The organism is Pseudomonas sp. LBUM1640 (assembly GCF_059716225.1).
The window spans coordinates 1,328,691-1,348,909 of sequence record NZ_CP166816.1; the positions used below are offsets into that span (position 1 = coordinate 1,328,691).

General features: G+C 60.2%; 11 protein-coding genes. 5 read left to right on the top strand and 6 right to left on the bottom strand.

Annotated elements, in window-relative coordinates:
* Positions 1-23 precede the first annotated feature (23 nt).
* From ACA065_RS05840 to ACA065_RS05865, 6 genes are all read right to left on the bottom strand, one after another.
* On the bottom strand, positions 24-6,461 hold the full coding sequence (locus tag ACA065_RS05840; protein ID WP_497693693.1) for an NEL-type E3 ubiquitin ligase domain-containing protein: 6,438 nt from the start codon (positions 6,459-6,461) through the stop codon (positions 24-26).
* Positions 6,462-6,522: 61 nt separating this feature from the next.
* Positions 6,523-7,656 (bottom strand): OpgC family protein, encoded by a 1,134-nt coding sequence (locus ACA065_RS05845; protein WP_497693694.1) that lies wholly within the window; start codon positions 7,654-7,656, stop codon positions 6,523-6,525.
* A 309-nt stretch (positions 7,657-7,965) separates the two neighbouring features.
* On the bottom strand, positions 7,966-13,617 hold the full coding sequence (locus ACA065_RS05850) for a dermonecrotic toxin domain-containing protein (RefSeq protein ID WP_497693695.1): 5,652 nt from the start codon (positions 13,615-13,617) through the stop codon (positions 7,966-7,968).
* A 147-nt stretch (positions 13,618-13,764) separates the two neighbouring features.
* The gene (locus ACA065_RS05855; protein WP_497693696.1) at positions 13,765-14,061 is read right to left on the bottom strand and encodes a cupin domain-containing protein; all 297 of its coding nucleotides are present in this window, start codon (positions 14,059-14,061) and stop codon (positions 13,765-13,767) included.
* A gap of 65 nt (positions 14,062-14,126) precedes the next feature.
* The gene (locus ACA065_RS05860; RefSeq protein WP_497693697.1) at positions 14,127-15,746 is read right to left on the bottom strand and encodes an FMN-binding glutamate synthase family protein; all 1,620 of its coding nucleotides are present in this window, start codon (positions 15,744-15,746) and stop codon (positions 14,127-14,129) included.
* A gap of 203 nt (positions 15,747-15,949) precedes the next feature.
* A complete protein-coding gene (locus ACA065_RS05865; RefSeq protein ID WP_497693698.1) occupies positions 15,950-16,714 on the bottom strand; it encodes a helix-turn-helix transcriptional regulator in 765 nt (254 codons plus the stop codon).
* Positions 16,715-16,807: 93 nt separating this feature from the next.
* Here ACA065_RS05865 and ACA065_RS05870 point away from each other — a divergent pair, with 93 nt between their 5' ends.
* From ACA065_RS05870 to ACA065_RS05890, 5 genes are all read left to right on the top strand, one after another.
* Positions 16,808-17,629 (top strand): carbon-nitrogen hydrolase family protein, encoded by an 822-nt coding sequence (locus ACA065_RS05870; RefSeq protein ID WP_497693699.1) that lies wholly within the window; start codon positions 16,808-16,810, stop codon positions 17,627-17,629.
* A 127-nt stretch (positions 17,630-17,756) separates the two neighbouring features.
* Positions 17,757-19,082, top strand: coding sequence for an APC family permease (locus ACA065_RS05875; protein WP_497693700.1), 1,326 nt, complete (start codon positions 17,757-17,759; stop codon positions 19,080-19,082).
* A gap of 101 nt (positions 19,083-19,183) precedes the next feature.
* A complete protein-coding gene (locus tag ACA065_RS05880) occupies positions 19,184-19,456 on the top strand; it encodes a type B 50S ribosomal protein L31 (RefSeq protein WP_448652760.1) in 273 nt (90 codons plus the stop codon).
* A 165-nt stretch (positions 19,457-19,621) separates the two neighbouring features.
* Positions 19,622-19,900, top strand: a complete 279-nt coding sequence (locus tag ACA065_RS05885; RefSeq protein WP_497693701.1) for a type II toxin-antitoxin system RelE/ParE family toxin — start codon at positions 19,622-19,624, stop codon at positions 19,898-19,900.
* Between the two features lie 8 nt (positions 19,901-19,908).
* Positions 19,909-20,214 carry a HigA family addiction module antitoxin gene (locus tag ACA065_RS05890; RefSeq protein ID WP_017844583.1) on the top strand — a complete coding sequence of 102 codons (306 nt, stop codon included), beginning with the start codon at positions 19,909-19,911 and terminating at the stop codon, positions 20,212-20,214.
* Positions 20,215-20,219: the final 5 nt, after the last annotated feature.

The following is a 20,219-nucleotide window of genomic DNA, read 5'->3' on the forward strand; positions in this document are numbered from 1 at the left end:
GGTGGTGGGTTGCTCGCCCAGGCTTAGGCGTGTTGCAGGGCCGCTTGTGTGGCGACGGTCAGTTGCCGCACCAGGCGGTTCTGTTCGTCCTGCTGCAGCTCAACCAGTGACTGGCGCCGCTCCAGGTACTCATCCGAGCGTTTGTCGGGTATTTCCTTATTCAGCTGGCTCTCTTTGTACTTGATGGTGTCCTTGACCGTGGAAAACGGCTCCGGGTGACTCCTGGCCAGGTACTCGATCCAGAAATCTTCCATCAATAGCCACTCTTGCAGAGCCGGGGTTTGGCCCAGCCGGCGCAGCTCTACGCGTGCGTCATCGAGTACCGTTTCGGTCACGTACAGCTCAACGGTGTACAGCAGTTCCAGCGGGTGAAAGGGCAGCTTGAACTCTTCGGCCAATTTGTAGCGAAAGTAAATAGTGGTCTCTGCCGCATCGACTTCCAGGCCGGCCGTTCTGCGCCGTTGAATGAAGGTGTCGGAAATCTGGTCCAGTTGGCTCAAGTAGAAGTGCCCGGTGGCCAACGCAATCAGGGCGCGGTCGCTGTCGTAGGTGCGACTCTTCACCTTGGCCTGGTGGATCTGATGTTCAAACTCCATTTTGGTAAACGCCAGCAGGACACTGTCACCACAGTCTCCGGCGCCATAGGTGTTGAGGCACACCCTGTTGCGCAGTTCAGTGGAGTCGGCCATGGCCAGCAGCAAGGTCCAGACTCGTTGGGTGAGTGCTTGCCTGGACGCTGTCGCTTTGTAGGCATGGGTCTTGGGCAGGTCCCGAAGCACCTGGAACACGTCGTCTGCACGCACCTGTTCATTGTCGAGCAACTGCGCCCATATCACCCGGCGCTTGGCATGTTCAGTCGCGGGGACACCGGTCAGCCATTGATCGACTTGGTTGGCCGCAACCGGCACGTGCTGCACGCCCGGTAGGGCACCGCCCAATGGGATGCCCTCACGTTGCCTGTATTCGTCGAGCAGCACCCGGGTCCCCGGGAGCAAGGGGTTGCCATGCAGCACGGTATTGCGGTTGGTGACGCGCATACGCGCATCGGTAAACAGCACGGTGGGCACAGTAGCGATCTGGTTTTCCTGTAACAGCAGTGCGCGCATGCCGGTGCGTTGCTCGGCGCCAATCGGCCATTGGCTGATACCGGTGCCTTGCAGGCTCAAGGTGTGCAGCCGAGTCATGGCACTGACGTCGGGTGTCAGTTCCAGCGTGTTGTCGTCCAGGTGCAATTCGCGCAAGTGAGTCAGGGTGGCCAGGCGTTGGCGGGACGCTTCGGTCAGCTCGATGGTGTTGTCGCTCAGGTTCAGGTGTTCGAGCTGAGTCATGTCGGTGATGCTGCTCGGGAGTTCGTTGAGCCCGCAGTTGACTTGCAGAAACCTCAGGTTGGCGAACTTGCTCAGGAAGGCGTTGCCGGTGGCGGGGAACGCGTCACCCCTGATCAGCAGCGATTCAATGTGCCCGAACCCCCGGGTGCCGAGCATGAAGTCGGGGTCGGGCAGGTCGTTACCGTTCAGTTGCAGCACCAGGTGGTGGGTGTCGAACAGGCCGTTCGCATAAGGCGCTCGCGTTTCGCGGCGCCAGGCGCGGCGGATTTCCTGGGCGATGAAGCGCCGCCTGCCCAGGTTAATGCCTTGGGGGGCGCCGGCGTCGTTGGCATGGGGCGCCTCGGCCCACAGGGTCAGGCCGTAGTCCAGGGCTTTGTATTCGGCCTTGCGCCGTTCCAGTTCAAGCAACACGGCGGGGTCACTCATGCCCAGGCCGACGATCAAGTCCTGGGCGCCGGCCACGCTGAGGCTGGGGTAGAGCTCGCGCACCTTGCTCACCAGGTCAACCGGCTGCTGGTTGTTGAGCGGCCACAGGTTTTGCAGTGAGAAGGGGTAGGCGATAAACGACGTATCCACGGCCATGGGCGGTTGCAGCCAGTGGGGAAGATGGGGGATGCCCAACAGGGCCTTGATGGCGATGCGCTGGTTCAGGGCCGCGTCGGCAATGCCGTTTTGCAAGGTGGACAGCGCGCCACTGCCCAGCACTTGGTTGATGGCGCTCAGCAAGCCCTCGCCCATGCCACTGATCAATTGGCCCTGGTCGTCGTAGGCTCGGTAACGCCCGTCGACCTTGGCCAGCACTTTGCGTTGAGTGCCATCCAGATGCCCCGCGCTAGTGAGCAATTGGCCGTTGGTGTTGCCTTGATGGATGTCCAGCCGGGTGTTGGCCGGCCAGCCCGCCGCCGACGCGAGCACATGCAGGATGATGGTTTCGCTGTCGGGGTTGCCCAAGGAGGGCAGGTACAGACCTTCAAACGCGCGGTTCAGGCGCACATCGTTACGGGTCAAGCGTACCTGTTCGGCCAGGCGCAGGCCGACCTTATCATGCTCGTACAGTTGCTTGATTTCGCGCGGGCTGGCCTGCTCCAGAATCGCATCGAGGGCGCTGCCGGGCACGTCCGGGTAGTGGTGTTTGAAGCGGCGTTGCAGTGCCGTGCCGTTGCCTTCGCTTTGGGCGTAGAGGCTGTCGAACAATTGGGTGCGCTCGCGATAGGCATATTCGGCGACCTTCTTGGCCAGTTTGAACAGGCGTTCTTCAAGGCTCTTGGGTAGCTCACCCAACAGGGCGCGGGCCACGGTGTCGTTCTGGGCGATGTTGGTCAGGGGGGCAGACCCGCGGCTTTGCCTAACGCTCATGCGTAGGGTGTGTTCGGCCTGCACGTTGGCGCTCGGGTAGCTGCGAATAATGCGACCGTCGCTGTCGACCACCTGCAGCACATGGCTCGACGGCCATTCGGGCAGGGCGCAGGCCAAGAGTAATTGCAGCGCCGGTCGCGCGTTGCCGGTGGCCGAGTAGGTGGTCATGGCCTGGATAAAATGCTCGATTTCGCGCTCGATGCGAAAGCGTTTGCTGGTATCTGCCAGCAGCGGTGGCGGCGGCCGGTTAGCGCTGTGCACCTCGCGCAAGGCGCGGGCCGGGGTGTCGGTGACCCGCAGAATGCGCGCGGCGGTTGGCTGGTCGACATGGTAGCCCTCCGGGCCCAGGCGGTAGAACAGAAAGTAGTCACTCCAGGCCATGGGGTTCTCGCTGGACAGTCGCCACGCGCCACGACGATTGTGCTCAAGGCGCGGGGTGTCGACGCCGACTTTTTCCGGGTGTTTGAGACGCCATTTCAGCAAGCTGTTATCGAAGGTGATCGGGTACAGCGAGCCGTACAGCGGCATCAGTTGCTGGCCCTGGTATTCGTACAGGCCTTCGGCACTCGGCTGCAGGTCGGAGGGCAAGACGAGGCGCTGTTCGTATTGCACCAGGGAGTTGTCCAGCAGGCTGATATAGCCATCGGGGCTGCGTTGAGTACTCATCAAGTCGCCGAGGGTCTTGCGAAAACCTTCGGCATCACTGGCCGATTGCATGCCCAGTTGCAGGCGCTCATGGGGTTGCAGTACCGAGCCGATGGCCAGGTAAAAACTGTCCACGGCCGGTGTCACCGGGATGGGCCCGCCGTTGCGCATGTCGTAGGCCTCGTAGCGGCCGTCGCCGTAGTGCAGCAGTTCGACCGTGGTGTCGTCCGGCCCGGTGGAGACGTAGCGGTCGGCCGGCGCGCCTTTGCTCATCTGGGTGATCACAAAGTGACGTTTGAGCGTGTTGCGCACCAGGCTGGAGGCGAACTCTTTGGCCCATAGGTCGGTGTCGCGCTGGAACGTGCGGGCGTGGTAGAGGCCGTCGATAACTGCGTCGATGCGTAAAGCGGTGCGGTGATGTTCCAGGTGTTGCTGCACCTGCGTAGGCAACTGGCCGTGGCTTAGAAACTCGGTTTGCTGGCGCGGGCTCAGCGGCGTTTGCAGCAACAGTTGTTGCAGGTTGGCGGGGGTCAGTGGCGGGTACAGTTCGCGCAGTTTTTGCAGCACAGGCGTGATCTCCACCAGCGGTGGTGCCACCTTGGTCGCCACCAGGTCGCGGGCGCTGTCGGTCACCGGCACTTCGCCGCGAGCCATGCCGGCATAGCGGGTCATGGCGTTGAATAAGTCCAGTTGCCGCACCTTGGCCAGGGCGCTGATCTGCAACCGTATGCGGGCGATACGTTGCGCCAGGGTCAGGTGCGCGCTGCCCTCGTTGCCCAGGGTGGAGTGGGCAGGTTGCCGGGCGATGATCAGCTCGAACAACTGCTCTTGGGACGCGACGCCGACCGTATCGTCGCCCAAGGCCAAGTAAGTGCCGTCATCGCGTCGCGTGAGGTCGATGGTGTGGGCGCTGGGCGCCGTGTGCTCGTTAACCGCGTAGGTTTCAACGTGGGTGCCCGCTTGGTTATGCACGCGGATGACGGCGTCCTGCGGCCAGGTCTCAAGCTGTGTCAGCAGGCACAGCACGCTGCTGTCGGCATGCGGCGGCATATGGCCGCGACGGTGGAAGTCGTGAATCAATTGCTTGATCAACTGATCGACCTGCAGGCGGCGCACGCTTTCGGTGAGGTGGATCGGCGCGGGCTCGCCGCCCCAGATGCGGTTCAGTGTGGCGCGGGTGGGTGCGGTGCTGCGCAGCATACGCTCCATCGCGGCGCGGGGTACGGAGCTTGAGCCCTCGGGCAGCATGCGTTCGGTCAACTCCACGTCCGACAGGGTGTGGGCGTTTTGCAGGTCAAACGTCCAGGCTTGCTGCGCCGGGTCAAAAATAATCGGCGGTGCGAAGGTCGCGTCGTTGTGTGGCTTGAGCGCAATGCGCCCGGTCTGGGGATCAATGCGCACCTGGGCCACCACGCGCTGCTGACCCTGGACCAGCCAAGCGTATTGGCTGGCGTTGACCTGATACACGCCCTGGGGGTTGGCCATTTGGCCGTTGAGCAGGTTTTGGTCAAGGGTGGCGTAGGGGCTGATATCGGGTTTCCACAACTCGAATTGGCCATCGGCACGCTGCACTTTGCGCGGGTTGCCCAGGCGCTGCAGCAGGCCTTCGATACGCTGGCGATGGACGCGCCCGGCAGTGGCAGTCAGCAGGCTGTTGACCGCCAGGTCGGCGACGTCTGTCATGGCTGCGGCAAAATGACTCGCTTCACCCTGGGCCGCTTCAGTGATGCCGACCACCAGGCTATAGGTGAGGCTGCCGAACACCACCACCTGCATGATCCGGTTCAACCCGCTGACGCCGCCGGGTACGGGCGTGAGCAGCAGTTGCAGGATCTCGTCGGCGACCGCGGCGGCGCCGTCAATCACGGCTTGCAGGTCGCGTTCGGAACGGTTGGTGGCCAGGGTCGACAAGTTGGCGTGGTAACGCTGCACCTGGCGTGAGGCGAAGGCGTGCACCAGGCTTTTCACCGGGCCGGATTTCGCGTCGACGCTAAAATGCAGGCGTTCGAGGGTGCGCTCCGGGAACCAGTGATGGAAGGTGTCGTAGAGGAACCCCGCCGCATCAGTGAGGCCGACAGGGCGCTGCTCTTCGCTCAACAGTTGCTTGAACGCGTGCATCTGCGCCATCGGTAATTGCCGGGCAAACCAGCCCAGGTCGCCGCGGTGATGGCTGCTTTTCAAGTCGGCGAGAAACGCTGCGTTGGCGGCCCTGGCATCCGTATGAAAGCGCAGCGCGCCGCCCGGGCGAAACGGAAAGTAGGAGACGACGCCGAGGCTGGCCACGTGGATCAGCAGCAGCGGCAACGGCGTTGAGATGCCGTAGGGCGAGGCATCCATGCTCAGCGTATCGAAGGCCAGGGCCGGGCCACTGCCGTCGATGGCGTGCACCAGTTTTTCGTAGAGGGCCTGGGTGATGCCGGTGCTGGCGCGGTCACGATAGGCTTCCAACGCTTCGAACAGCAGGCAGGCACGCGCACTGGTTTCGATCAGCGCCTGGAGATTGCCACCTTGGGCAAGAGCCGCTTTCAGACGGGTTTGCAACTGGCCACCCAGGTTCAGCTCGCGGCTGATAGCGACAAAGCGCGGCACGTCCAGTTGTTGTTTATCCACCCCGGTGAGGTAGGTCGAATCGACAAAGCTGTGCCCGGACTTCTGCTTCGTCTGCGTGGCAAAATCGAAGTTCAGGCAGGCTGCATCCCAGAGCGACAGTGTGGATAGGTGGGGGCGGTATTTCCATTCATCATAGGCGCGGCGATGGCGTGAGCCTGAAACGGGCTTGGCGCTACTGGTGCGTGGTTCCCACGGCAGCGGCACACTCACTTCCTCCAGGTAGCGGGTGTGCAGAAAAATCGTCTCGGGGTCCAGGCCATTGAGTGTGCTGCGCAATTGCGCCAGGCCCTCGGTTTTGAAGGCATTGATCAGTGCGGTGTTTGCCGTGTCCACCGCGTTCAGGGCCTGGAGAGCTTCGCGTTGCAGCCGCACATAGTGCTGTTGTTGACTGAGTGTCAGGCCGGTGAAGTTGTGCGCGAGGGTCTGGCGGATAAAGTCCAGGGCCTGTTGGCGGGTCCAGGATTCGTTGGACTGCAGGTTGCCCGACAGTCCGTTGAGCAGTTGATGGGTAGACAAAGGCATTTCCTTTCACAGTCAAGTGGAAGGTAAATGGAAACACCCGTCTGGCGCTGGCGGGCGCTACCTATGTAGCGCTGGTTTGGCCGGCGCGCGGCGCCTGGTTGAGGCGCTTGTTGAACTCCATCCAGGCGGCAAGGGCCGACATCAACACCACGCCGACCAAGGCCGTCAGCAATTGCATGGTCACGGCGTCGTCCGCCAGTGCATTGAGCATGTCCGCCAGGGGCGCCAGCACCACGCCCAGGCAGAACACTTCCAGGGAGTACCGGCCCATCTGGCCAACCCGTTCGGCCAGGCGGTTTTGTGTCCATTCGCGGCCGGGCAGCAGCTTGGCGGTCACGTAGGCCAGCGCCAGGAAATGCACGAGGCGCACCGGTGACAGGTCGGTTTTGCTGATGGGGTACAGCCAGTTGCTGAGCAGCTGCGGCATCACCGCGTCATGTATGTGCGGCCAGAGCCAGGACACGGTGATCACCCCGGCGACCACCACATACAGCGCAGCGGCGACGAACAGCGGTTGACGTTGCAAGGGGCGCGTCTCGGGCACCTTGGGCCGCTGACTGTAAATGGCCGCCGCGCCCCCCAACACAAACAGCAACTGCCAGGTGACCGGGTTGAAATACCACACGCCATCGGCGATGGCCCGCAGGTTCCAGCCCATCCACGGCGCCATCAGGTACACCGCCAGCGAGACGCCAACCACCGCCCAGGTGGCGCGCACCATCAGCGGCAGCACCACGGACAAGCCGGCCAGCAAGACGATGTACAGCGGCAGCGGGTCCATGAGGTTGGGTTTGAAGCGCAACAACAGTTCATCGACCAGGGCTTGTTGCGGGTGCGTGACGAAGTGCGTCAGGCCCATCTCCTCGACCAGGTCGCGGGTTTGCACATGGCTGTTGGCGAAGAACACGATGCCCATCAACATCGCCAGCAGGAAGATATGCACCACGTACAACACCCAGGTGCGCCGCAGGATCTTCAGGCAGGCCATCCAATAGCCTTCGCGCTGCATGACTTTGCTGTAGGCCAGCACCGAGGCGAACCCGGCGAGGAACACGAACACCTCCGCGGCATCGCTGAAACCGAAGTTGCGCAGCGTGATCAGGCCGAGAGGATTGTGGGGGACGTGATCCCAGAAAATGAAGATCAACGCCAGGCCCCGAAAAAAATCGATGCGCGGGTCGCGTCCGTTCAACATGGCAGCGGGCTCTTGGACAAAAGGTTTATTAATGACCGGTGAATGCGCGTGTTGTCGTACGCCACACGTCGGGCGGGCGCAGGTTGGCGGTATTTGTAAGCAAATGCAAAGGCTTGGTATTACTGAATGTCTCCAGGCCGGCCTGATGGCCGGGCAGGCTTTGTGGGTGCTATCAGACGGCATTGACTTCACGCGGCTCAGAACTGTCCGCCCGCACCATCTGCCACAGGCGCGAACTGAACTCGCGATTTACCTCATCCGATGCTTGGCCGACAGCTGCGACGGGGATTCAGGCCCGCCGCAACACGTTTACTCCTGAGGGAAATGAGCCAAAGCTGCCGAACGTTTGCCGATATCGCCAGACGGCAAGTTCGGGTCATCGGCACGGGTTATGAAGCGATGCTGTGGCAGTTTCAAATGGCCTTTTTCGAATTCCGCGAACGTCGGTGTAGCCCGAGTGTAATGAAAGTGCGCATACCACAGCAGGCGTGGAGGCGTGGCTGTCAGGTCCCACACCTCATACTCTTGCATGTAGTCGGTGCGACCATCTGCGCGTTTGCCCAGATTCTTCATCGCGCTGGTTTTACGCACCTCGACGACGCGTTGTGTGGCGAGGTCATCAAGCATCCCGTCGGTGGGGTTCTGGCTCGCCAGGGATTCGCGTGTACGCATCGCACGCCCCGTGGTGGTCAGTTCCTGGGCTTTGCTGCGCAGTTGCCCAATGATCGCTTCCTGAGAGGCAACGCGTTCGATACGGTTGGCGCGCAGGGTGAGTTCGGCAGCTTCGCTGATCATCATGTCTTCCAGGCTCACTGGCAGCATGCCTTGGCGGGCAAAGCCTTCTACTTTTGCCTGATAAGTAGCCACCCCGGCCAGACGGGTTTGGGCCTCCGCGACCAACACGCCTTTCGCTTGTGAGGCTGCTGGGGGAGAGGCCGCCGGAGGTTCTATCAGCCGGGCCTTGCTGTCTTTTTTTTGTTCCCATATTTCAGTCGGGCCATTGAGGTTTTCGATTTCGTATTGCTTTGTGCCTGTGGTTGACGAGGTGCTTTCTACGCCGATCAGCAGTTGGTTATCTTCGGTTTCAAAAACTTTCCTTAAGGGGGCTCCGGGTTTCTGGCGCACCTTGGGGGCAGACTGGCCCAAGCGTTTGCGGGCGAGTTCCATCATCCCTTCAAGACTTTTGAGCAGTTGTGGCAGCTGGGGCAGGTCGAAGTGCTGGGGGTAACCGGTGCTGAAGGTTTGCAGGTCGAGGCTGAAGCGGGTGTAGGCCCGGATGCAGTCGTTGAGGATTGTCTCGCGTTGTTTGACGGTGACCGTTGTGGTCGTCAGTGAGTAGTGGGTCTGCAGTGCACGATAGGCCCGCTTAAAAGCCACTTTGATTCTCTCTTGCAGGTAAAGCCAGGACGGATCAAGGACGTTGTCGTAGCGGTTGAAGGTCTCAAGACTGTATGACGTTCTAAGGTGTTGTCGGAAGTCGGGGCTGTAGAGGTCGTTCCAGTTCGTGATGTCTGTGCGTAAGTCTTCGATCTGTTTAAGGACTTTGCTCACGTTGTCATTGATCTGCTGCTGCGTTTCTCCTGCGACGCGGCCGTTTCTGCGTAGATCGGCTTCCTGGGCGCGCAGATTGATTTTGTCGTTCCACTCGTTCAACTGCTTCAGCGCAAAGTCGACCTGGTCGAGCTCCTTCAGGATATTTACGCTGTGTTCTTTGTTGGTCTGCAGATAACGGAAAAAATCTTGAAATTGCTGCGGTGAGGGCGGGTTGGTGCCGCGCTTTTTGGTGATGCTATCCAGTCGTGTCACGCTACTGCGCGCCAGCTCGTTGTATCGATGGCTGATGATCCACGCGTTTCGGCTTTTCATGCCTTTGAGGGCGAGGTGTTCTCCAGCGGGGGCCAACTCCAGGATTTCGTCAATCGCCCTGGCGTGTTCAATCGCCAGGTTAATGTCCTTGTTGTAGGACTGTTCCAGGGTGGTCTGCAAGGCTTCGCGAGTTGCAACGTCGCTTTGGTTGGAGGCTTTTTGCAGGTTTTCCGTTGTGGCCAATTGGGCATCGAACTGCTGGCCCAAGGTATTGGCTCGGTGGGTAATTGCCTGCTGGCGGCGTATCACTCTATCGGTCCACCAGGGTGATAACCGCTCACGAATAGCCAGCGGCCATAACGGTTCCAGCGTGTCTGCCAAGTGCCCAAGTACGCCACCGCCACCGGCAAGTCCACCATTTTGCAAGACGCCATGGACACCGAAATGGGTATCCCACTGCCCGGCTTCATCCAGGGCAATCGGCTGTTTGTATAGCTTTTGCGAGTTACCGCTTAACCGCCAGTCGCCATTGTGCAGTTCAACCTGGTAGACCGTGTCCTGGCGCACGATAAAGTGGCCATCGGCATGTTGATAAACGCCACGGTAAAGGCCGTGCGTGGCCGGTTGAAGATGATCCAGGGCGATCAGTTTTTCGTAGGCATAACCCTTGAAGCGTTCGGTGATGTGCCGGGTTTTTCGCGTCGGGGGCAATTGCGCATAACCACCGCTCTTGAGCGCATTGTGAACGTGACGCGAAAAAGTGCGGCTCCGTGCCGTACTGGGTGTGATGCCGACTCCACCGGCGACATCGATGGCGGCATCAATCAGCGATTGCAGGACCATGACAAGGTCTTGCATGCCTTGAACATGATCGCCACGTCGAAACGCGTCGACCGCCTGAGTGGCGCTGGTCCAGACGTCATGCAAACCGATCACGGTGCCGACTATGGGCACCACACCCATGGCCATTTTTATCCAGTTAAAAGTTCGTTCACCTTTGAGCGCGTAGTTTTCCAGGTACAGATCGTCGTTGGAGCGCGAGGTTGCCTGGTGCGCTTCCTTCAAACGCCCCATCTGGACATGCAGCAAATGGTCTGCCAGTGAAGTGGTAACCGCCCAGGGGTGGGCCTCATTCACGCCGATTATCGGGTCGAAATTCCTCAGTACTGCCTGGTTGATTCGGCTGGCATGGCTTTCAACGTTGCCCCCCAGCGCTCGCTGTGCCAGGTAGTTCACCATCGTGTTATTTGTGCACTCATTGTAAAGCGCCTTTCGGGCCCCCTCGAGCGTCGTGAATCGGCGCAAGTAGCGGCCGTCCGGGTAATCAGGAAGATAGAGCAGGGTCTGCCCGGCACTTTTCAAATGAATAAAGGTAATGCCTGATAGCGTGCTGGTGCCGCCCTTGGTGTCTTCGCCGCCAACGCTCAGAAAGGCCGGCAGCAATTGCAGCGTATCGCCTTTCACCTGCCAGGCCTCATGCGTCCTGGCCTCAATGGCGATGTTGAAACGCTGCAGTTCATCGCTTGTCAGCTGGCCTTGCAGGAACGCGAGTTGTCCCTGGATCTCGAGCATCAAACGGTACGGTTCGCGCAGGCATTCCAGCCGATGCTCGCGAGTAAATGCGGCTTCATTGCTGGCGCCCAGGAAAGTCTTGTGGATCAGGTTGGTGTAATGCTGGGCCGGGTCCAACTCGGGTATCAGGGTAAGCAGGTAGCCGCTGGTGATTGCTGCCTTCAGGTTCTCGCGTTCGCTGGCATTTTCGCTGCTGACGTTTACTTTCATGAACGCCAGGCGCTCTTTGAGTGCTGAGTCCAGGTTGGTCAACGCCAACTCCTCCAGCGACAAACTAACCCGGGCAGCGCTGGGAATCAGCACGGTTTTGGTCGGCGTACTGGGAGCACCGGCGGCAGGGAAAAAGTGCTGTTCATGGGTCACCGACGCGGGCAGATCCACTTGCACGGTGAAGGGCTGTTGCACAGAAAAGTCCCGGGCCAGGCGCGCGTCGAGGCGCTTTTTACAAAAGCTGATGCTCTGCGGCAGGTACAGGTCCAGCAGGGTGTCGGCCTGCTGAAAGGCTTGGATGTAGGCCTCGATTTTGGCTTTTAACCACGTCTTATCGGCGGGTGGCACTTTTCCTAACCATTCAGGCAATTGCCGGGAGAGGGCGCTGCTCTGGTTTTGCTCCAGCAGTTGGGAGTAGGCGAGCTCTCTGGCGGCATGGGCGGGCACACCGAGTTCGTTAATGGCCTGCAGGCGTATTTTTTCCAGTTCCGTTGCCCGTTGTTGGGCGTCGTCCGCGTCTGGAGTGCGACTAAACAATACTTGGATCTGCTGTACGCAGTCATCAAGTTGAGCCTGCAGGCTGTAGTCGAATGCGTCATGACTCAACACGCGCCGTTCAAGGGTTGTTTGCGGGTTGCCGGTTGGGTCGACTTGCAGCCAGTGCTCCAGGGCTTGAACGCTGTCCAGGCGTAGCAGGCCGCCCGTCTTGCCTGGCCAATAAAGCAGCAAGGTATGGGGCACGGTGTGGTCTTGCGCAGTCCCGGCTTGGGTGATGAGCAGCACGCCGTTCAGTTCTTTGCGGGTGGTGATGCTCTGGCCATTGGTGCGTTCAGTCGCCGACAAGGTCAGCGTGGAGATGGCCACCTGCACCTGCGGTTGTGTGGCTTTGGAGGTGTCCAGCCGCATCAGCAGCGTGTGTTCGTGGCTACTGATCTGCCCCAGTTGGCGCTGAATGTCGGCCTCATGAATCAAACCCTGCAATCGCGCTTGGTACAAAGCGTTGTAATCGGCCTGGTTTTTTTGTTGCAGCTCCAGCAATTTGATCACCGGTTTTTGATTAAGCAGCGCAGACGCGGCCTGGGTGGCGTCCTCTTGAGCCTGGTGCAGCGCATCAAACGAGGTGCTGAACGCGAGCAGGCGCGGGTTGTTCGGCTCACCCTGGAAGTCCGCCCCCATTAAGGTGGTCAGGGCCTGTCGCTGCTGTTTTATCGCGCCGCGCCGCAGGGCAAGGGGCATGTCAGCAGTCAGGCCGGTGAAGGCTATGGGCGGTGGTTCGTCGGTGCCGGCATCGGTTAGCGGCGGCGGTGCCGGTGGGGGCGGGGCAAAGAAAGCGTTGTCGCGATGTTGTCGTTCTATGCGCTCGGCTGCTTCCAGGGCTTTGGCACCATGGGTAGCCAGGTCGCTGCTGGGGTTGGTAAACAGGCTGTCCTGTTTTTCTTTGAATTGTTGCTCCAGCAGTTGGGTCAACCCGGTTTGCAGCGGCTGGGTGATCAGGCGGTAGTCGACGAGGTAGTCGTCCAGCCACTGCGTAACGCCCTGGAAAAGCCCCGATTGCTCACCCAGCCAGCGCTCCATGGCCACTCGGTTGTTGAACAGCTTCAGGGCCGGTTGACGGGTGGGCAGGTAAAGTAATTGAAGGCTCGGCTCGGCATCCAGGCTCAGGACCAGGGCACCTGGCAGTTCCACTGAGGACTGGCCGGGGCGGTTTAACAGTAGCTGTTCGACATAGATTTTCTGACCGTCAACCTGCAACTCTCCTGCAGGCGGGTCGATGAGGGTCAGCAGCGGTTTCAGTTGATCGGCGCTGAGGGTCCTCAACGCGCAGGCCACTTGCCCGGCGGCTTGAAGATGGGCGCTGTATAAGGTGATGGCCAAGTCACGGCGAGACATCGCCGTGCCAGGCGCGCGCGCGAACCAGTAAGTGGCCCAGCGGTTTCTGAGCAGTTGTCGGGCATCCATTGTTTTTTTGAGGTAATGAAGCAATTCCACTGGTCGTGACGCGTAGTGCGTCTGATCTTGCAGGCCAATGATTCGGCATTGTTGATCAAGCGATGGGTCCAGGGGAGGGAACCCCTGCACAAACGCGCAGGCCTGGGCCAGGGTGATGTAGCGGTCTGGCGTATCGCCCTGGGCAAAAAAATGCACTTGGACGCTGTCGCCGTCCAGGTTCATTGTTTGCTTGAGCCATTGGTTGATACAGGCGTGCACACTTGGCACGTTGGCGGTCAGTTCGAGCAAACGCTGGCGACTGTCCTGCCAGCGCGCGGTGGCTTCCAGGAACAGGCTTTCATCTGTGGCGCGCCCCAGCATTCGGGAAGGGCCGCCGAAATCGGTCAGCGCAATGGGCGAGGAAATTTGAGGTGTATCCGTCATGTGGCTCTACTCATGCAAAGAGGGAGCCTCATTTACGTAGAGTGGGGCCAACATCAGGGCCTACATAGTTAGCAGTTGATGACCGCTCGGCGTCATTTGAACACGCTTCATCAGGCTCGCGTGTTACTGGAAGGCAAGAACAGCACACTAGACATCAATGATCACCAATGTGCCATGGCTGCCTGCGAGTACGGCATGGGCGATACCGGCCTCCATCAGGTACATCTGGCCGGCTTCCACGCGGATTTCCTGATTGCCGATGCTCAGGCGCAGCAGGCCGCTGACCACCAGTAGCCCTTCGTTGTAGTCATGGGTTTCTTCTTCGTACGCCTGCTCGTCCATGCGCAGCACCTTGATCCGCGCCGGGCCTACCTGGCCCAGGCGGGTGGATTTCCAGCTGTCGGGCAGTTGCCCGGCGATGGCGTTGAAGTCGAGTAACGGCATGAGAATCTCCTTGTTTCAACGATGCCGTCGGTGGTCCGGTTCAGCAGTCAATAATTTCTAAATGATTACGCAGCGACGATTTCATGCGGCTCAAAGCTGTCCGCCCGCGCCATCTGCCACATGCGCGAATAGAACTCGCCGTTTACCTCACCCGTCAGCAATTCTCCGGGCTTGAGGAACACATGCAACTGCGAGAACAGCTTGATTTCAGTCGCCGACATGCGCCGCACCAAGTGCTTGGCCGACAATTGCGACGGATGATCCAGGCCTGCCGCGGCGAGCATTTCCGCCAGGGCCTTGAGGGTGTTGCGATGGAAGTTGAACACACGCTGGGCTTTGTCGGGCACCACCAGCGCGCGCTGGCGCAGCGGGTCTTGGGTGGCGACGCCGGTCGGGCATTTGTTGGTGTGGCAGCTTTGCGACTGGATGCAGCCGATGGCGAACATGAAGCCGCGCGCCGAGTTGGCCCAGTCGGCGCCGATGGCCAGCACGCTGGCAATATCGAACGCGCTGACGATCTTGCCGCTGGCGCCGAGCTTGATCTTGTCGCGCAGGTTCAGGCCGACCAGGGTGTTGTGCACAAACAGCAGGCCTTCACGCAACGGCACGCCAATATGGTCGGTGAACTCCACGGGCGCGGCGCCGGTGCCGCCTTCCTTGCCGTCGACCACGATAAAGTCCGGGAGGATGCCGGTTTCGAGCATCGCCTTGGCAATGCCCATGAATTCCCACGGGTGGCCCAGGCAGAACTTGAAGCCCACCGGTTTGCCGCCGGACAGTTCGCGCAGTTGGGCGATGAACTGCATCATTTCAATCGGCGTGGAAAACGCGCTGTGGCGCGACGGCGAGATGCAGTCTTCGCCCATCATGATGCCGCGGGTTTCGGCGATTTCCTTGGTGACCTTGTGCTTGGGCAGGATCCCGCCATGGCCGGGCTTGGCGCCCTGGCTCATCTTGATTTCGATCATGCGCACCTGCGGGTTCTGCGCCTGTACGGCGAAGCGCTCCGGGTCGAAGCGGCCGTCGCTGGTGCGGCAGCCGAAGTAACCGCTGCCCAGTTCCCAGGTCAGGTCGCCACCGTTTTCGCGGTGGTAGGGGCTGATGCTGCCTTCGCCGGTGTCATGGGCAAAATTGCCGAGCTTGGCGCCCTGGTTCAACGCGCGAATCGCGTTGGCGCTCAACGAGCCGAAGCTCATCGCCGAGATGTTGAACACCGACGCCGAGTACGGCTGCGTGCATTGCGGGCCGCCGACCATCACGCGAAATGCGCTGGGGTCGCTCAGCGGCGCCGGGCGCATGGAGTGGCCGATAAATTCGAAGCCCGACTGGTACACGTCGATCAAGGTGCCGAAGGGTTTGTCGGCGGTTTCGTTCTTGGCGCGCGAATAGACCAGCGAGCGCTGCGAGCGCGAGAACGGCAGCGCATCGCTGTCGGACTCCAGCAGGTATTGACGGATTTCCGGGCGGATGGCTTCCACCAGGTAACGAATATTGCCCAGGATCGGGTAGTTACGACGCACCGCGTGGGGGCTTTGCAGCAGGTCGAACAGGCCGATCAGGCTGAGAATGCCGGTGACCACGGTGATTGGCCACAGCCATTCATGTTCGATAAAAGGGAGGCTTACGAGGGTGAAAATGACGCACACGGCAAAGAAGGCGTAACGGCTTAGCAGGGACAGGCTCATACGTTTTTCCTTGGTTCACTCATCAGGACCAATAGGAACCGCTTTGGTGTGGCGAGGGAGCTTGCTCCCGCTGGGCTGCGTAGCAGCCCCAAACCAGGCGCTCTCGATGCATCAGGTGCATGGTTGCGACTGGTTTGGGAGCGCTTCGCACTCCAGCGGGAGCAAGCTCCCTCGCCACAAAAGCTGGCGCCCACAGGGCTCGATCAGGCGTTTTGCGCCTGTAGAAAGATCGAGAACAGCTCCGACTGGGATTTGATCCCTAGCTTGCTGTACATGTGTTTTTTATGGACTTTCACGGTTTCAACAGAGATTTCCAGCTTACGAGCGATTTCCTTGCTGGAGCAACCGCTGAGCATCAAGCGGCCTACATCCAGCTCGCGGGCGGTGAGTTGCGCGCCCCAGCCATCATTCTGAATCGGCGGCTGCGGGGCGCTGACCTGATTGAGCTCATAGGGCAGGCGCTGGCGCAGCAGGCTCAGCACCCAAGGCTGAATCAGCGACAGCAGGGCGATCTGCTGCGGGTCAAAACGCTGTTTCGAGCCCAGGGACAGACACAGGGTACGCCCATCCGGCAGTTGGCAATTAAATTGGATTTCATCCGCCACCACGTTCAGGCGGAAGTAGCGCTGATAGTACTCGGTGAGTTCGAAGTGCTCCGGCGCGACGTCGGCCAGGCGAAACAGCCCGGTGCGTGAGTGCTCGCGGCTGGCGATGTAGAAGGGGTCGAGCAGGTACAGGCCGTTGAGGTAGTCCTGGAACAAGTGGTCTGGCGCGCCGTCGGCGCCTGGGCATTCGGCGAACACCAGCGGGCGGTGCGCGCTGCTGAACAGCAACACCACCCAGCTGTCGAACGGCACATACGGGTCCAGCAGCCGCACCAGCTGGGTCCAGAAGTTGGCCTGGTCGAGGGCGTCTATCATTTGCCCCACCGAACGGTGCCAGGCGATGTCTTGCAGCGAGACCGTCATTCGTCTACCCCCATAGGGTTACCCCGGCGGCGTGATTTCCCCGGCGGGTGCGGCTGCGCATACTGCGCCACAGATAAAACAACAGGACTTCCCATGAAGGTCGAATTTGCCCAGTTGGCAGGTCGTGATAACGGCACAGCTTACAACCTTGAGCGCGCCTTGGCGGCAATTGCTGCGTGCGCCGCCGACACACAATTGATCATATTCCCGGAAACCCACCTGATGGGCTTCCCTTCAGCCGAGACCGTCGCCGACATCGCCGAGCCGGTAGACGGCCCCACCGTACAGGCGGTTATCGAGGCGGCCCGCGCGCGCAATATCGCCGTGGTGATTGGCATGGCCGAGCACGACGACGGCCAATTCTATAACACCACTTTGCTGATTACCCCCGAAGGCATCGCCCTGCGTTATCGCAAGACCCACCTGTGGGCCTCGGATCGCGGCGTGTTCACGCCGGGTGATCGCTATGCCACCTGCTTGTGGAACGGCGTGCGCGTTGGCCTGTTGATCTGCTACGACATCGAGTTCCCGGAAACCGCCCGCGCCCTGGCGCAACTGGGCGCCGAACTGCTGATCGTCACCAACGGCAACATGGACCCTTACGGCCCCACGCACCGCACCGCGATCATGGCCCGCGCCCAGGAAAACCAAGCGTTTGCGCTGATGGTCAACCGGGTGGAAGAGGGCGATGGCGGGCTGTTGTTTGCCGGCGGCAGCGCCTTGGTCGACCCAATTGGCAGCTTGCTGTTCGAAGCCGGGCGCGAGGAAGGGCAATTTACCGTCGAGCTGGATCTCGACCAATTGGGGGCGGCTCGCAAGGACTACCGCTACCTGGACGACCAGCGCTTGAAATTGCCGGGTGAGGTGATTGAGCGCACTGACGGGACACGCGAACTGCTGATCCCCAACGCTTAAGAATGGCCCCTTGTGGTGAGGGAGCAAGCTCCCTCACCACACAAGCTGCATCCATCATAAAAATAGTGCTCGTGCTGCACCGACTTCAGTTCTGCCATAAATCTAATAAATCAGCGGAGAATCGCTCATGGCTCGTTTGCAACGCACCCTGTCGTTAGGGTCGGTGGTGCTGTTTGGCATCGCCTATATGACGCCGATCATTGTGCTCGGCACCTTCGGCATCCTCGCGCAATCCACCGCCGGCATGGTCCCGGCCGCTTACCTGGCCGCCTTGGTGGCGATGTTCTTTACCGCCATGAGTTACGGGCGCATGGCGTCGGCCTTTCCGGTGGCCGGTTCCGCCTACAGCTACGTGCGCAAGGCCATCAGCCCCAAGCTGGGTTTTATCGCCGGTTGGGCGGTGTTGCTCGATTACCTGTTCTTGCCCATGGCCATCTGGCTGATCGGCGCTGCGTACCTGCATTCGGCATTCCCTGCGGTGCCGCAGTGGATCTGGGTACTGGCGTTTATCGGGATCACCACGGCGATCAATATCATCGGTCTGAAACTGGCCAACGGTATTAACGCACTGCTGATGCTGGTGCAGTTCCTGGTGCTGATCGCGTTTGTGGCGCTGTGCATCCATTACATCGGGGGCGACGCGAGCAAGCCGCTGTGGACGATCACGCCATTCTTCAACGGCCAGATGCAAATGCCGCTGATCATGAGCGGCGCGGCCATCGCCTGCTATTCGTTCCTGGGCTTTGACGCGGTCAGCACGCTGACTGAAGAAACCCGTGACCCGCGCCGCACCATTCCGCGGGCGATCATGCTGATCACCTTGATCGGCGGGCTGATCTTCGTCGGCGTGTCGTACTTTGTGCAGATCGCCCACCCGTCCTTCGAGTTTGCCGATGTGGATTCGGCGGCCTATGAAATCGCGCGCAATATCGGCGGTGACTTGTTTGTGTCGATCTTCCTGATCGGCCTGATCGTCGGCCAGTTCGCCTCGGGGCTGTCGGCCCAGGCCAGTGGTTCGCGCCTGTTGTTCGCGATGGGGCGTGACGGCGTGTTGCCCAAGTCGTTCTTCGGCACGTTGCACACGCGCTTCGGCACGCCGGTCAACAGCATCCTGTTGTGTGCAGTCGTGGCGTTGCTGGCGTTGAAGCTGGACGTGACCACCTCTACCTCGTTCATCAACTTCGGCGCATTCCTGGCGTTCAGCCTGGTGAACCTGTCGGTGATCTTTCACTACTGGATCGGTGCCAAAGAACGCGGTGTGCGTGAGTTGATCCTGTTCCTGCTGTTCCCGGCCATTGGCCTGCTGGCGGATGTGTGGCTGATGGTCAGCCTCGATCACCTGGCGATTTACCTGGGCGTGGCGTGGTTGGCAATCGGCCTGGTTTACCTGGGTTTTCTCACGCGCGGCTTTTCGCAGCAGCCGCCGGAAATGGACTTCCAGGAAGCCGCATAGAAGCGCGCGGTCTATTCTTATTGCAATCGGTTCTCGTTTTGGCGCATGATTTTGCGTTACTGTATAACGCATCAAATGCACCCAGACGCCCCGGAGGCTTTATGAAAGCTGGTATCCATCCCGACTACCGCACCGTGCTGTTCCACGACACCGCCGCCGACGTGTTCTTCCTGATCGGCTCCACCGCCGACAGCGACCGCACCCAAAAACACAGCGACGGCAACACTTACCCGTACATCCCGCTGGACGTGTCCAGCGCCTCGCACCCGGTCTACACCGGCCAACAGCGCAAGACCCAGGCCGAAGGCCGGATTGCCGGGTTCAACAAGCGTTTTGCTTCGTTTGGGTCGAGCCCGAAAAAAGCCGAGGCGTGAGGGGTTCACGTTTCACCTCGAAGGCCGCTCCAGATTTTGGGGCGGCTTTTTTATTTCTCCACTGACCGCCGGTCGTCATACCTCAGCCTGCTTTCAACTGTCAGTTGAATATCTCTGAAACCCATGTAGAGTTGGTCGTTAACGAATAACGTTAAGCATTAAGCGATGATAAGAAGCTTCAAATGCGCCGACACCCAATCACTTTTTGAAACTGGCCGAACGCGGCGCTGGTCCGCCATCCTTTCAGTGGTAGAGCGCAAGCTGAGCATGCTTGATGCCGCGGTTGATCTCGCAGACTTGCGCTCACCACCCGGGAACAGGCTCGAGCCGCTGTATGGCGATAGAGACGGGCAGCACAGTATCCGAATCAATGCTCAGTTCCGGATTTGTTTCATTTGGGGCTCTACAGGTCCGGAAAACGTTGAAATTGTGGATTACCACTGAGGTGAATCATGTTTAAGAATGGCATGCGACCCGTACACCCTGGAGAAATTCTCAAGGAGGAGTACTTGGAACCGCTGGGCCTTACCGCAGCCGCTCTCGCAAGGGCGCTGCATGTTTCTGCGCCCACGGTGAATGACATCGTATTGATGCGTCGCAGCATCAGCGCGGATGTCGCATTACGTTTGGCCGTTGCATTGGAAACCTCTGCGCAGTTCTGGTTGAACTTGCAGACCGCCTATGATCTGCGCACAGCAGAAATTGCCAAGGGTGCCCAGATTTACAAGGAAGTCGAGAGAGTTGCACACTGCGCATGATGTTG